The 15,972-nt window shown below is 66.9% G+C and carries 6 protein-coding genes; 2 read left to right on the top strand and 4 right to left on the bottom strand.

The window, feature by feature from the left end:
- Positions 1-53: 53 nt before the first annotated feature.
- From FFS49_RS12730 to FFS49_RS12710, 4 genes are all read right to left on the bottom strand, one after another.
- Complete coding sequence (locus FFS49_RS12730; protein ID WP_137909907.1) at positions 54-557, bottom strand: hypothetical protein; 504 nt, start codon at positions 555-557, stop codon at positions 54-56.
- On the bottom strand, positions 554-9,427 hold the full coding sequence (locus FFS49_RS12720) for a choice-of-anchor Q domain-containing protein (RefSeq protein WP_226285434.1): 8,874 nt from the start codon (positions 9,425-9,427) through the stop codon (positions 554-556). The genes FFS49_RS12730 and FFS49_RS12720 overlap by 4 nt, the downstream gene beginning before the upstream one ends.
- Before the next feature lie 17 nt (positions 9,428-9,444).
- Positions 9,445-11,094 (bottom strand): multicopper oxidase family protein, encoded by a 1,650-nt coding sequence (locus FFS49_RS12715; RefSeq protein WP_039348207.1) that lies wholly within the window; start codon positions 11,092-11,094, stop codon positions 9,445-9,447.
- A gap of 67 nt (positions 11,095-11,161) precedes the next feature.
- Positions 11,162-12,745 carry a multicopper oxidase family protein gene (locus FFS49_RS12710; protein WP_039348209.1) on the bottom strand — a complete coding sequence of 528 codons (1,584 nt, stop codon included), beginning with the start codon at positions 12,743-12,745 and terminating at the stop codon, positions 11,162-11,164.
- Between the two features lie 768 nt (positions 12,746-13,513).
- Here FFS49_RS12710 and FFS49_RS12705 point away from each other — a divergent pair.
- Positions 13,514-14,338 carry an IclR family transcriptional regulator gene (locus FFS49_RS12705; RefSeq protein WP_039348211.1) on the top strand — a complete coding sequence of 275 codons (825 nt, stop codon included), beginning with the start codon at positions 13,514-13,516 and terminating at the stop codon, positions 14,336-14,338.
- A 254-nt stretch (positions 14,339-14,592) separates the two neighbouring features.
- On the top strand, positions 14,593-15,963 hold the full coding sequence (locus tag FFS49_RS12700) for an MdtA/MuxA family multidrug efflux RND transporter periplasmic adaptor subunit (RefSeq protein WP_039348213.1): 1,371 nt from the start codon (positions 14,593-14,595) through the stop codon (positions 15,961-15,963).
- Positions 15,964-15,972: the final 9 nt, after the last annotated feature.

The raw sequence follows: 15,972 nt of genomic DNA, 5'->3' as shown, positions 1-15,972 counted from the left end.
CCCGCATGCAGGCCGCCCGTTGCCGATGCGCGACGGCATGCGCATGTATGTGATTACTCGACCACCAGCCCGTCGATGTGCAGCGAATCGATCAGGATGCTGACCCGTTCGCCGCGCTTGATCGGCCCTCCCTTGTTGGAAAACACCATCCAGTATTCGTGTCCGGTCTCGAGCTGACCGGTCTGGCGCAGCGCGCCGATCTGGTCCATCACCGGAATCGCGAGCATCGCGTGGCTCGTTTCGCCGTACAGGTAGACGGTCGCTTTCGTGTCGCCGAGCAGCCGCGCCTTGTCGGGATCGGTCACGCGGTAGCTGAAACGGATCAGGTTGCCGGACGCGGTGCTGCGCACGTGCAAGTTGTCGATGCCCTTCGCCATCTGGTAATAGGCCTTCGCCTGCCGCGGCAGGCTCACCGGCAGGTAAGGCGAGTGCCGGGCGGCCACGGGGCCGGCCGGCGCATCCTGCCCGGCCGCGGCCGGCTGCGGCCGGACCGCGGCGAGGCAGGCAGCGCCCGCGAGCAGCAGCATCGATGCCGCACGGACGGCCGCCCGTTTCATTGCATCGCTCCCGTGAGCGGCGCGGGCAGCGCCTGCGCCGGGGTCGGCGCCGGCAGCCGCACGGGCGGCAGCGCGCGGGTCTGCGCAGGCGTTTGCCCAGGCGTCTGCGTGCGGGCGCGCGGCGTCGTCCGGGTCGGGGCCTGCAGCAGCGCACCCGATTGCGGCCGCGCCAGCGCCGGAGACTGCGCCAACGCGCCGGCCGGCAGCGGCCGGGTCACCGGCGAAGCCAGCCGCGCCCCTGCAAGCGGCCGCCTCAGCGCTGGCGCCGTGATCGGCGGCAGCGGCGCATTACGGCTGAAGATCGCCGGGATTCCGCCGATGCCCGGGATGCCGCCGACACCCGGGATGCCACCGACGCCCGGAATTCCGCCGACACCCGGAATTCCGCCGACACCCGGAATGCCACCGACGCCCGGAATTCCACCGACGCCCGGAATTCCACCGACACCCGGAATGCCACCGCCACCCGGAATTCCGCCGACACCCGGGATGCCACCGCCGCCCGGGATGCCGCCGACACCCGGAATTCCGCCGCCTCCAGGGATAAGCGCGGCCAGGCCGGTCGGCTGGCTCCCCAATGCGAGCGGGTCGATCGGCGTACCGCCACTGAGCAGGCCGCCGAGCAGGCCGGGCGCCACGTACTCGACCGCGCCGATGTCGTAGCCGTTGCCTTGCGGCCGCGGCGTGCCGAAGAAGTCGTGGTTCGGCGCGCCGGATGCCGTGGCCGCCCCGATCGCCGGCGACGTGCCCTTGATCGAGTAGTTGCCCATCATCACGTTGTAGCCGGCACTGCCCGGCTGGAGCGCCTCGTTGAACAGCGACAGCGGCCCGTACGACATGTTGATCCACTGGTTGCCTTCATCGGGCGTGGCCGACGGCATCAGCCCGAACAACGGGTTCGGCAACACCGCGTCGGCGATCCCGGGCGGCACGGCAAAGCCGTTCCCACCGGCTTCCGGCGGCACGCGCGAGCCGTTGCAGTACTGGCTGATCGTCTGCGGGTCCGTTGCCTTGTTGGTCGCGGCGTAGCCCGCCGTGCTGGTCATGATCGAGTACTGCGGATTCATGGTCAGCCCGGACTGGTGATTGGCCGGCCCGGTGTCGCCGTACGCGCCGATGTCCCAGTAGAACGGCGGAGTCGTGCCGCCCGTCACGCAGAAGCCGGTCGATTGCCCTTTCTGGTTCAGGATCGGGTTCAGCGTGACCGCGTTCTGCACACCGGGGATGTTCGGGTTCGGCTGCGAACTCACCGAGATGTAGAACGAGCGGTTTTGCCAGAACAGGTTGTTGCTCAGCACCGGATTCGAGAACTTCGTGCAGTTCGGCGCGTTCGCGGGACAGGTGACTTGCCCCGTGAAACCCGCGGGCGGGACGAACGCCGCCATCAGGTTCTGCGTATGCGTCGTCGTCTCCAGTCCGGCCGGCTGCTGCGTCGATGTCTCGATGAAACTCGTACAGGTCGATTCCGCGCTGTTCGGGCTGCTCGTGCATCCCGGCGGCGCGACGTTCGACTGCGCCGCGGCCGGCGTATTGAAGAGCACGCCCGCCGACGCCGTCGCATCGTTCGCGATCACCGTGTTGTTGATGAAGCTGACGCGCACCGCATCCTGCAGCGACACGCCGCCGCCCGACCAGCCGGCCACGTTGTCCGCGATGATGTTGTTGATGACGCGCACCTGGTACCAGTTGTTCGGGTTCCCGAGATTGCGTTGCACGTCCGTGCCGTTGACGTTCTGCAGCCGCAGCCCGCCGCCCTTCCCGCTTTCCGCCGTATTGCCCATGATCAGGTTGCCGTCGATCACGAGATTCGGGCCGATGCCGTCGGACAGTTGCGGCGCGCAATCGACGTCGACGGTCGCGTTCTCGCAGAACGTGCCGTCGGGCGGCACCCCCTGCGCGATGATCCCGCCGCCGTACGTCGGCAACGTCGGGTTGTTGCTCTGGTTGAACAACACCACGTTGTGCGACAGGTCGCCGTTGTAGCTGAACCCGAAATGCGCGACGCCGCCGCCGTCACCGCTGCTCATGTTGCCGCAGACCCAGTTGTAGTTGAAGCGGTAGTAGTCGGCGCCCGAGCACAGGGTCACGCCGCCGGCCGAAGACGGCGTGGTCGAGTTGATCTCGTCGCCATACGACGCGTTTGCCGTGACGGCGTTGTGGTGAACGTTGACGAACGTGTTGTACATGAACGGCAACTGCGTCACGCCGTCCGCGGCGATGTTGCCGTCCGGCACTTCCACCAGGCCGACCGTGATGCCGCCCGACAGCGTGCCGGCATTGCCGGTCACGCGGTTGTTCGATACCTCCGTGTAATGGTTCCAGCCGTGCAGGAAGATCCCGCCGCCGCCCTGCGAGCTGTTGGTGACCGTGACCCCGTCGATGCGCGACGGGTTGCACAGGAAGTTGCCGTAGTTCAGGTTGTTCGGGTCCGTCGTGCAGTCGTGCGCGGTGAGCATCGTGCAGACGCCGTTCGCGGTGCAGTTCGTGCTCGGCTGCACGCCCTTGGCCAGCACCGTGATGCCGGCGCCTTCATACGCGCCCAGCAGTGACGGCTCGATCAGCAGCTCGCCCAGGTTGCCGTTCTGACTGCTGTCCCAGCCGACGGTCGGCTCGAACGGAATCGGATCCACGTGCCCCTGCATCTGCGCCGGGCACTGGTAGGCGCCTGACGGATCGTACGGGTTGTTGGTCGACGAGATCGGCTTCGTCGGGTCGTACGTGGCCGAAATCATCCCGCCGTTCAGCGACGTGCCGAACAGGCACGCGATCAGCCTGCGCCACGGATCGAGCTTGCCGGACGGATGCGTATTCGCATTGATCGTCACCGACGCGGCGCCCACGCCTTGCAGCCGCACCGGCTTCCACATCACCAGCATCTCGTTGTACGTACCCGGACCGACGACGATCATGTCGCCCGCGCTCGCATTGTTGATCGCCGTCTGCAGCGCATTGCTCGCGCCGTTCTCGCCGCTCACGTAGGTCGGCGCCTTGCCGCCGATCGTCACCGTGACCGCGTCGATCGACCGCTTGCCGTTGCCGGCCGTGATCACGAGTTCGCCGCACTGCGTCGCGGGCGCGCCCATCTGCTGGATCGTGCAGGTCGACGGCACCTTCAGCGACGGGAGCAACGGAAGGCTCAGGTCGGGCGCGAGCACCACGATCTTCGAGTCGCTCCACGACACGACCGGCGCAGTGACGCCCGCGATCGTGACCGAGCCGGTACCCTGCGACGCGCCGAAGCCGTAATGGCGCGTGACGTACTTCTGGTTGAACGGCGCCGTGGTCTGGCTCGGCCCCGTGTACGCGTGGTTCACCACCTGCTGGTCGCCCAGCGCGTTGATCGTCAGCTGCTTGCCGGGCGCGCTGACCCACGGGCCCGCACCGGTGCCGATCGCATCGCCGGTCACACTCGAGATCGCCGGCGTCGCATCCGGATACGCGCAGTCGGGCTGGTTATAGCCGTCCGCGAAGGACTGCACCGGCACCACCGGCGTATCCATGTACTGCGTCTGTCCGGGCATGAACGGAATCTCGTAACAGAACTGGCTGTATGCCGGGTTGTACAGCGGATCGGTCATCGTCTTGCCGGGGTGCAGCGGATCGGGGATCGGGCCCGGATCGTTCATGCACGTGACCATCATCGTCGGCGCATAGCCGGTCGGGTTCGGCGGGTTCACTTCCCAGGTCGAGAACGTCAGTCCGTTATAGATGCCCCATTGATCCGTATAGGTGCGCGAGGTTTCGTTGCCGGAGAAATCCTTGAACGAGATCGGCACGTTCGGCACGGCGAACTTCTCGCCGAACTGCGGCGAATACGGGTCGAACTCCGACGAGAAGTCGTCGAGCATGAAGCCCGTGTAGTGCGCCGCGACGTGCGTCGAGCTGAAAATCCAGAACTTCGCGAGCACCGATTCCTCGTCGGTCAGCATCACCTCCTTGCGGTCGCACAGATGCCGGGAAGCGCCCGCGAACGGTGCGACTTCCTTCGATCCCGGGAACAGGCTGATGTAGTCCGGCACGATGCGCAACTCGCCGACGCACGGCCAGAACCGCTCGACGCTGCCGGTGTCGCCTTCGGCATGCGGCGTCGAACCGAGGTTCGTGGTCGGGTTCTGCGGGTTGTTCTTGTTGTACGTCGAATTCACCGCGGCCTGGTCGGGCAGGATGAAGACCGCGCCGATGCCGGCGAACTGCTGCGTCACCGGAGCGATGTAGTTGTCGCCGATCAGGATGTTCTTGTCTTCCTCCTTCACCAGTTCGTAGCCCGGCGGCACGATGATTTCCACCACGTACTTGCCGGCAGGCAGCATCGGCGTGCCGTCGACGGGGTTCTTCCCGACACAGATCGTGCAGTTCGACGCGACCGGCTTGCCGTTCGCATCCGTCGCGGTCACGCTCGGGAACTTGTACATCCCGTCATACGGCGCCGGCTGGATCTGGTTGAACGCATGCATGCCGTCGTAGCACTTGTACTGCGCGTTCGCGGGCAGCTGGCGATGTTGCGGATCGAGCCAGTTGGTGCTGTTCTTCAGCGTGAAGTAGAACGGGTCGTTCGGATCCTGGCCCGGGCAGTTCATGTTCGGCGTCACGCCGTCCGCGCGGAAGCCCTGCGCCCAGTCGTCCCAGCTCGCCGTCTTGGTCGTGTCCACCAGCGTCAGGTTGGTCGTGCCGTCCGTGGCCGTGCCCTCCTGGTACAGGTTGACCGTGACGTTCGGCACGTTGGGTGTCCACTTCGTGTGGATCAGCAGCGTCGGATCGTCGAACGGCCGCGTCGACGCGTAGATCACCTCGCCGCGTATCCCGCCGTTCTCGCCCTTCGCGAACGGCGTCTTGCCGTACTCGATGAACGAGTTCTGGCCGGAGAAGCCCTGCCATGCCTCCGTGGTCACCCAGGGCGGATCGACCCGCCCGGTCGAACCGCTGCCGGTCGACGCGCAATCCGCGTCCGCACAATACCGGGCGCCCGGCACATGCAGGTTCGCCGGCAGCGGCAGGGTTTCTGCCGTGTTCGCGAAGTTCGCGGCCAGCGTCGAGTGCCCGCTGCCGGCAGAGTTGGTGCCGTCCACCGGGCCGCCCGCGTCATACACCACGTGCGTGCCGGTCGGCTTGAAGCGCGTCAGGTCGTCGTCGACCACATACCAGTTGAACAGCGGAAACACTTCGTTGAACGGCGCGTAACCATTGCCGTCGGTCGCATTGAAGTTCGAGAAGCTGCCGTCGCGGAACCGCATGTTGACCGACGCCAGCGCGATGCCGGGGTCGTCCGGATGCGAGACGCCGTCGCCGTGCAGGTCGATGAAGGTCCGCGTATAGAGGTTCGTATGCCACTGCAGCACCGCCAGGTCGCCGATGTCGACCGTCGTGCTCCCGTTGGCCGCGGGCAACTGGACCGCCTTGGCCAGCCCGTCGACGATCTGGTCGTTCCATTGATCGAACACGGTGATGCGCGTCGTGCCGCTCGGCAGCCCGCTGATCGTGAACCGCCCCTGGCTGTCGCATTTCGTGAAGCCGTAATCCTCGCTGTCCGGATCGCCGACGCTCACATAGCATTGCGAGAACGCCAGCGAATCGCGCGAACCGCTGCTGTACAGGTTCTCGTTCGGCGGGCGGCTGTAGTGCAGGTTCGTCACGCGGCCCGTGAGCGTGTTCGGGCACGGGCCGGTGTCGCATATCCCGGTCTTGGCCGCGTTGGTCCTGCGCGCGTTGATGATCTTCGGATTCGCGAAGCCGATCGACACGTGGTAGCCGGCCGGCCCGAACTCCTGGAAGTAAGCGGGGCCGCCGACCTTGATGAACGCGTCGTGCGCCTTCTGTCCGTCGAGCGTGTTGGTCTGCAGCCATTCCTCGCCGCGGCCGATACGGTCGGCCGCCGGTGTCGCGATCACGCCGTAGCGGCCCGGCATCAGGTTGGCGATGATGGCCTGGCCGACGAGCGGCGACAGCGTCTTGCCGTCCGATTCGTATTTCGGGCAGGTCGGAATCATGCCGACCAGGCCGTCGGTCGCCGTCGAGATCGGGCATGCATTGAGCCCGGTGAGCGGATCGATGGTGCCCTGCAGCGAATTCGACAGCGGCATGTTGAACATGTCGTAGGTCATCTGTCCGGTCGGGTCGCCGGTGCCGCCCGCATCGTCCCAGAGCTTGATCTCGAATCCGCCGAGGCCCGGCTCGCGCGCGGTGCCGAATCCGTCGGACCCGCCGCTGACGTCCACTTCGCCGTTCAGCGGCGCGTCGTCCTCGAACACGAACACCGACAGCTTCGCGGTCTGGTACGGCGTTTCCGTCAGCAGCACGTTGAGCTGTCCGGCCTGTCCCGCACCGGTCTGTCCGGCCTTCGCCGCCGCGATCTGCGCGGGCGCGATCGGCGCCCCCCCCATGCTGTGGCCGCACTTGCCGGTGCCCGGCGCGAAGTCCGCGCCGCTCGGGCCCGACGGGCAGTCGAGCGCGATGCTGAATTGCCGCTTGCCGTCGGGCGACACGCCGCCGCCGTTCGTGAACGTGTTGCCGGCATCGCCCGGCAGGATCGAGATGTAGTAGTGCTTGGCCGGATCGAGCGCCACGTACTTCGGATCGACCGGCGTCTGTTGCGATACGTTCGTGCCCGTGCGGCACGCGCCGTTGCCGACGTCGCACACGGTCGGCAGGTGCGTGTTGGACACCGGGTCGTACACGGTCTGCCCGGATTCACATGCGACGGTGCCGACGCAGCCCGACGCCACCACCGGCATGTAGCTCGTATGGAAGTTCGTGCCGAGGCTCGGGACCGGCAGCGGCGGGCAGTTCGCCGGCCTTCCCGTCGCGGAATTCACCTGGCAGGCCGGATCGATCTGCATCGTGCGGTCTTCCTCGATGATCCAGCGATAGTCGGTGAGCTTGACCGCCTTGTTCGGCGCAGTCGCATCCGGCGCCATGCTCGGCGCGTCCATCACGTTCACGACCAGCCCGCTGCCGGGATTGAACGTCACGGTCACCGTCCCCGCATTCGCGCTCGTCTGCATCTGCGTGTTGGTGACCTTGTACTGGAACGTCATCGTCTGCGCGGCCGCGCCGCTGCCGACCCGCGGCGTCGCCGGCACCGCGGTAAACGAGCCGTCCGGATTCAGCGTCACGGTGCCGTTCGTCGCGCTCGACGCGACGATTTGCGCGGTGAGCGGCAACCCGGCCGGATCGCTCGCGCTGGCGAGCACGCCGGGCGCGCCGACCTGGATCTGCGACGCGATGTTGCTCGCGAAACTCGCATTGCCGGCCGTCGGGACCGACAGGCACTTGTTGCTCGTGGTGCAGGCGGTCAACGTCACCTTCGCCGTGACCGGCGGCGTGCCGTTGGTCGATTGATAGACGAAGCTGTCGTTCGCCGTGCTGCTCGACAGATACGTGAACGTACCGTCCGTGTTCAACGTGAGCGTGCCGCTCGCGGGCGGCGTCTGGACCTTCACGCCGTACACGCCGGAGTCGTTCGCGATCACGCCCTTGGCCGGATCCGACACGCTCAGCGTCGTGCCCGGCACGAAGTAATAGTTCGCGCCCGCGGCGGTCGGCGTTTCGCCGATGCCGGCGGTCGCCGACGGTTGGGCGTTGTTCACCGCGATGTAGCCTTGCATCCCGCCATCGCGCATGTTGTTGGTCGACAGGCTCAACTGCCGGTCGTACACCGGCATCGCCCCCGCGGCCGGCGCGTTCAGCATCAGGTCGTAGGTCTTGCCGGCCGCCATGAACACGGCATTCTGGATGCGCGCGGCGCCGGGAATCACGTTGCCGTCCTCGGCGATCAGCGTGAAGCCGGGAACGGACGGATTGCCCGTTTGCGCGCCGACCACGGCCGGAACGTGCATGCGCAGCCCGGCATTCACCAGGCGCACGAGCACCTGCCCGGTCGACGGCGGCACCGTCGCGCTCGGCGGGAAGGCCGACGCGTTCGGGTTGGTGCGATCGAAGGCCACGCCGTTGATCAGGTAGTAGCGCGGATCGTAGTTCACCACCGGCGGATAGCAGGTGCCGAACGTGACCGACTTCGAGTCGCCGCAGCCGCCGGGCTGGCCCGACCACGCGGCGGTTTCGCTGAAGCCCTTGGTCGCGACGGCCGCGGCGACCGCGGCGTTCTGCACCGGATCGATCTCGCTCATCACGAGCGGCACGTCGGCGTCATAGCAGGACACCGAATTCGGATAGGCCTGTTTCGTCGATGCGCACGTCGAGCTGGGGACGCTCGGGCTCGTCACCACCAGCACCCCGTAGAGGCCCATCGGCCCCTGGATCGACGGGTGCGTGCCCGACTCGAGCAGGTACGTGCCGGGCTTGAGATTGGTCCACGTGAGCGTCGTGTGCGATTTCGGATCGGTCGACGGCGCCACCTCGGTCCCGAACGACTGCACGCGCGGCCCCTGCGCGGGCGGCACGAACGATGCCATCGGCGCGGTCGAGGTCGCCGTGACGGTCGGCCAGCTCGTGGCCGTCTGCGTCGGATGGACCGGGCTCGGCGTGGTCGTCGGCTTGTCGCCCAGACCGCCGCCCAGCTGGCCGACGATGACGAGCGAGGTCGGCACGGGCGCAGGCAGGTTGTTCGTCAGGTTGATCTGCAGCTGCCCGGCCGGCACGGTGACGACCACCGGCGACCAGTTCGCGCCGGCGGCCGGATTCGCCGCCGCGCAGGTCGCATTCGCGGCCGGCACCGTCGCCACGGCAGCCGGCGTGCAGCTGTAGCCCCACATCGGCACGGCCTGCCCGTCCGGCATCATCGCCGTGGACGCCTTCGCCGTCAGATTGACGACCGCTTGCGCGAAACAGGCTTCGCCTGCCGTCAGCAAGATGGATGCCGCGACCCCCGCCTTGAACAGATCAAGGAGCGTCGCCGTGAGCTTGGTGGATCTCATCGTCTTTCTCCCCACCCCTAATTGGATTCGTCGATCGGAAATACCGGAGGATCAACGAGCATCATCATCATCATTCCGCCCGGGAAGATGTTGTTCGTCGTGATCTCGCGCTCGTTATGCGAGTGCCACATGAACGCGAAGCCTGCTTCCGTCGCCGGCGGGTTCAGGATCGTGTTGCTGGGCGGCGACGTGCCGGTCGGCGCCGTCGCACGCACGGTCGCGTCCGGCCCGAGATACGGACTGCCGCCATACCAGAAACCGTTCGTCAGGATGTTCGAGTCCGGCAGCGTGACCGGGCCGCCGCTGGCGACCTTGCCGAACGGCGCCTTCTCGAGCGCCTTGCCGTGGTCCTGGCACCACTCGTAGTAGTTCGGCGCGCTGCGCGGCGCCGGCGGGTTCGACGCCGTCGTGTAGTAGCCGTTCGCGTCAGGCACGCACACCGAACCGTCGCCCGGATAGTGCGCGTAGACGTCCCAGTTCAGGCCCTTGCCGGTCCAGTAGAAGATCCCGTCCAGCGTGGTGCCCGGCGTCGTGGTGGTCGTGAACAGCAGCGGGCCGGCCGGCAGCCGCGGGTTCGCCGGGTGGCTCGGGTCGACCGGGCTGAGCAACAGGTTGCCGTCGCGCGCGAGCACGCGCACGTGATTGCCGTGCTCGTGGAACGGATGCTGCCAGCGGCCGGTGCCGATGATTCGCAGCAGCACCAGTTCGCCCGGATGCATGTGCGGGTTGCCGTTGTACGGCTGGTGCGGGTACTGCGGCGCGTAGTTCGGATCCATGTCGTCCGGCATCGAGCGGCCGTTGACCATGAAATACGCCGGATGATAAGGCTCGGTCTCGACCGTCATGCAACCGGTCGGCTTCGTGCACGACGTATTGGCCGCGACCTGCTGCTCCGCCTGTTGATGGATGCGCGGATCCATTTCGGAGAACTGAAAAAGATACTCACGGTCATAGCACGCGGCGCTGTTGTCGAATGCCGCCACTGCGTTGCGGAAATCGCGCTGGCCGAACGGCCTGCCCGAATCCGGCAGCGCCATGCAGCCCGCCGTGTTGGCTGCCGTGTTCGGCAGCACGATGATCGCGCCGTACAGCCCCATCTCGATCTGCAGGTCGCCCTGCGTGCCGCTGTAGTACGTATGCGTGCCGGGCGTCGCTGCAACGAACGTGTAGGTGACCGTCGCGCCGTGCTGCGCTTCCTGCGCCAGCAGCCCCGCCACGCCGGAGGTGCCGGTGCAGGTCTTGCCGTCCGGGCTCAGTGTGCCCGTGCACACGACGAAGCCGGGAAACAGCATCGACGTGTTGCCGGCCGCCGCCGGCAGGTTGTTGGTCAGGGTCACCGTGATGATGTCGCCCTGCCTGACGATCAGCGTCGGACCGGGAATCTGCATCGTCGGACAGGTCGCGCCGGTAATCGTCGACGGCGAGAAGACGAGCGGCGTCGCGCTGGTCGCCGCGCAGCCGTAGCCCCACGAATAGACGCTCGTGCCGTCGGGCTGGGTGATGCGCGCTTCCTGGGCCGTGAGGTTGAAGACCTTGCCGGTGATGCCCGGCGCGGCGGCGTGCGCGTGCACCGACAGCAACGCGGCGAGCGTCGCGACACCGACGCGTGCGAGCCGTCCGAGACGGGCGAGCGTCGCGGTCCAGGCATGATGAGTGATGTGTCCCACGGCTTTTCTCCTCAGGGCAGGACTTCCCGGCCGGGGCCCGCCCGATGATGCGGGCGGCCCCTGGTCATCAAAGAGTGCAATGCTTCGTGACCGGATCCACCGCGCTGCAGATGTGGACCTCGGTCATCAGGCCGCCGAAGTTCTCCTGATCGTTCGACAGGTGATCGAGGTTCGGCGTGTACAGATAGAAAATCTGGCCCGAGTGGTACTTCGTCTTGTCGCTCGCGTCGAGAATCAGGTCGAGCGACTCGCCGCCTCCGAGCGTGATCGAGTTCGTGTCGTAGGCCATGTTGTTGCCGGCCATGTCGCGCAACATGCGGGCGTTGAGCGCGATCACGTGCATCGGGATGCCGAGCGACGCCAGCGTCTGGTATTCGGTCACGTCGAGATCCGAGATCCGCAACAGCGCGCGGCCGCCGGCCGGAATGTTGACCAGCGTCGGCAGCGGTTGCGACGGATGCATCGCACTGTCGGACGCGGGCGTCGACATCGCCCCTGCGGTCACCGTGTCCGGATAGCTGCGGCCGTTCAGCAGGAAGAACTTGTCCTTCATGTCGGTGAACGGCTCGGGATTGAACGTCATGCCGACGAAGTGGAAGTTCGGATCGAAGCCATGGATCTGGATCGGATACTCGACGTCGTACGCGGTCGAGCCGTCGCCGTCGTTGTACGCGTAGAGCGACAGCGTCTCGGGCGTGGTCGCCGGAATGTTGGCGTTGGCCGCCCGCACGAGGCCGTTGTTCTGCGGCGGCAGCGGCGTCGAGCACAGGATGTCGTTGCCGCAGCGCGTGCGCAGGTCCGACTGCTGCGTCACCAGCGCCTCGTACAGCGACACGCCCTTCGGCACCCGGTCCTGGCGCGGCCGCACGTAGATCTGGCCGACCATGCCCATCTGCAGGTGCTCCGGCGGCGTGATGTGGCAGTGCCAGAAATAGGTGCCCGCATCCGGCGCGAGATAGTAGTACGTGAAGCTCGCGCCGATGTTGATCGCGACCGACGCGTCCGGCACGCCGTCATAGAACGACGACGCGTTCGGATAGCCGTGGAAGTGCACCGTATGCTTCTCGAACAGGTCCGGGCGCATGATCATCCCGACGTTCGTGAGCGTGAGGAAGAACTCGTCGTCCTCGTCGATCGCCATCATCGGCGCGGGCTGGTTGCCGTTCATCACGCCGATGTCCATGATCGGGCGCGGATCGACGTGGCCGGTCAGCGCGCCGCCGGCATCCGGATCGGGCGCGAGGCCGACCGCGCCGTTGTAGGTCGGGTCCGTCCTGGGGTCGCCGACGGTGTTGAACACCGACGCGAGCTCCGTGCCCGGCAGCCCGGCCTTCACGTCCGCGAGCCCGGACAGCGGGCCGAACGCGAACAGGTAGGTCTGCACGCCGTTGGCCATCGTCGCGTAGCCGTCGCCGCCCGAGATCTGCTGGCACTTGATCGCGCCGTTCACCGCGCCGGTCGACGTGGAATTCTGGCCGGTATAGGTCGGCTTCGTGTAAGCGGGTTCGCCGACACCGGGCGCCAGCGCGGTCGGGTGCGACGGCGTGGTGAACGGGCACTGGACCCGGAACGACTGGGCGAACGAGGGAACGGCGCACATCAGGAGCAACAGTGCCGCCACACTGCTGCAACACGCGCGGGTACTGAACATATGACCTCCATCCAAGGGGTCAACCAGCGATACGGGCTGGGCGTCATGCTGTGCTGCGGACGCGGGCCGGCGAAGTCTTCGCATCGGCCCGTATCTGGATTCTGCAGATGTGCGCGTCCGGCCGGGATGGGTCACCCCCCTACTTTTGCATAGGGGGGCTCCGGCACACGCAGGGGCAACATGCTCCGCACGGATGGACGTGCGACGTTCGGGCAGACTCGCCGGGGCACGGGAGGGATCCGATGCAACGGGCACGACGACCGGCGACGTATTGCCGGAATTTTCCCGATAGCAGAAATTAATTAAAATCGCGGGGGCAGGCGGTGGATCGTGCAGGACGCGGCAAGCGGTGCCGGCCCCGATGCAGCGAAGCGGCGGGCTTTCGATCGCGGCAAACCGGGCGGTCGCCGGAAAACGGGCAAAAAAAAGCGCCACGGAGACCGTGGCGCTAAAAAAGTTCTAGCCATTCCGAGGGCCGTGCTAGAACCTGAGAGACTGCGCGAAACATCGTTGCCGGTTAAACTCTTGAAACGATGTTTCGAAAACGTGAGACATTCTTTCCGTTTCCGCCCGACAAGTCAAGCGGTATTTGCACCGATTCATGCACTTTCTGGCAACGCTCAGTTGAGCGTTTTCCTAATAAACCAAGGGTGAACCCGTAAAATATCATCCAATGACCGGTTCACCAGCGGAACATGCATCCTTTGACAATAGTCCTACAATTCCAACAAAATTGAAATCGAGTTTCGGAATTAGAGAGAATCCCTCGTGTCGACAACTGTAACCCCTCCCGCGTCGCGGGACCGTGAATCGTCGCCCGACGAGATCACCGCCCTCGCCCGCGGCCTTGCCGTGCTGCGCCGCATCGCGGCGGCCGACGCGCCCGTCAGCAACCGCGAGCTGACCGAACTGACCGGCATCCCGAAGCCGACCGTTTCGCGCATCACCGCGACGCTCGTCAGCGCCGGCTTCCTGTTCCAGTTGCCCGACAGCGAGCGCTTCGTGCTCACCGCGTCGGTGCTCGAGCTGAGCCACGGCTTCCTGCGCAACTTCGACATCCGCGCGCGTTCGCGGCCGTTCATGATCGAGCTGGCCGAACGCACGTCGCTGTCCGTGCACCTCGCGGTACGCGACCGGCTCGACATGGTCGCGATCGACGTGATCCGTCCACGCTCGGCCGTGCTCGTCACGCGCCTCGAGATCGGCTCGCGGATGGACATCGCGCGCACCGCGGTCGGCCGCGCGTACCTCGCCGCACTCGAGGACGACGAACGCCGCCTGCTGCTCGAGTCGCTGCGCACCACGGCGGGCGACGACTGGCCGCATGTGTCCGCCCGCCTGACCCCCGCGCTGGACGATGCGATGCGCGACGGCCACGCGATCGCGATCGGCGAATGGCGCGAGGGCCTGAATGCCGTCGCGGCCGGTTTCGTCGGTCCGTCGGGCCAACGCTATTCGGTGAATTGCGGAGGCGCGTCGCACCAGTGCCCGCCCGAATGGCTCAACGAACACGTGGTACCCGCGCTGCACGAATGCATCGCGAAAATCACCCGCGAGATCGGCGGCGCACCGGCCCGTCGCATCGGCGTGTAATCGTTTCGTCATCGTACTGTCGCGTTCTGTAACGACCGTAACCCGTTGAAAGATAGACCACTGGACTGTAACGGGGACGGGACGTAGGATCATGCCCATCGTCGCGCCGCACTCGCGGTGCGCACCGCTCTTTTCCCGCGCATACCGGCGGGGGCCCGGACCGAGCCGGGCGCCCCCTCCCCGGCACCGCTCGCCCACGCGCAGCCCAGCAGTCCGATTTCCGGCCCGCCGCGCCGTCTTCCTGACAGATCACGATGGATAACGAACAAAAGCCCACGCCCCCTTCGAAAGACCCTGCGTCGCCCGCCGCGCGGCGCCCGCGCCGCACGCTGATGGCCGGCGCACTCGCGGTCGTCGTCATCGGCGGCCTGCTGTGGTGGCATCCGTGGAACCGCACGCCGGCGTCCGGCAGCAGTGCGGGCGGTGCGGGCGCAAGCGCGGCCAGTGGCGCCGGCGGCCACCGCGGCCGTGGCGGCCCCGCCGCGATGGCGAACGTTCCGCAGCCCGTGCAGGTCGCGACCGCGACCCAGGGCGAGATGCCGATCGTGCTGTCCGCGCTCGGCACCGTCACGCCGCTCGCGAACGTCACGGTCAAGACGCAGCTGTCGGGCTACCTGCAGTCGGTCGCGTTCCAGGAAGGCCAGATCGTCAAGAAGGGCGACCTGCTCGCGCAGATCGACCCGCGCCCGTACCAGGTCGCGCTCGAGAACGCCGAAGGCACGCACGCGCGCGACTCGGCGCTGCTCGCGACGGCCCGCCTCGACCTGAAGCGCTACCAGACGCTGCTGTCGCAGGACTCCATCGCGTCGCAGACCGTCGACACGCAGGCATCCCTCGTCAAGCAATACGAAGGCGCGGTGAAGACCGACCAGGCCGCGATCGATTCCGCGAAGCTGAACCTCACGTATGCGCGCATCACCGCGCCGGTGTCGGGCCGCGTCGGCCTGCGCCAGGTCGACCCCGGCAACTACGTGACGCCGGGCGATACCAACGGCCTCGTCGTGATCACGCAGCTGCAGCCGATGAGCGTGATCTTCACCACGTCGGAAGACAACCTGCCGCAGATCCTCAAGCAGGTGAACGCGGGCCAGAAGCTGTCGGTCACCGCGTACAACCGCAACAACACGGTGCCGCTCGAGACGGGTTCGCTCGCGACGCTCGACAACCAGATCGACACGAGCACGGGTACCGTCAAGCTGCGCGCGAACTTCGATAACAAGGAAGGCATGCTGTTCCCGAATCAGTTCGTGAACACGCGCCTGCTCGTCGACGTGCTGCGCAACGCGACGATCGTGCCGACCTCGGCCGTGCTGACCGGCTCGATCGGCCAGTTCGTCTACGTCGTGAAGCCCGACAACACGGTGACCGTGCGCAAGGTCACGATCGGCCCGGTCGACGGCGAACGCACCAGCATCGTCAGCGGCGTGTCGGTCGGCGAGCGCGTGGTGACCGACGGCTCCGACCGCCTGCGCGAAGGCGCGAAGATCTCGATCCCGGCCGACAAGCCGAAAGGCGCGTCGGGCGCACGCGGCGCCGGTGCGGCGTCGGGCGCATCGGGCGCCGGCGGCCATCGCGGCGAACACAGGCACGGCGCGTCGCAGGCAGCGGCCTCCGCGGCCCAGTAACGCGCGGGC

The organism is Burkholderia sp. 4NA327C6 (assembly GCF_005502655.1).
GTDB classification, from domain to species: domain Bacteria; phylum Pseudomonadota; class Gammaproteobacteria; order Burkholderiales; family Burkholderiaceae; genus Burkholderia; species Burkholderia contaminans.
Note: the sequence above shows the minus strand (reverse complement) of the source record. Positions and strands in the feature narration are given on the sequence as shown.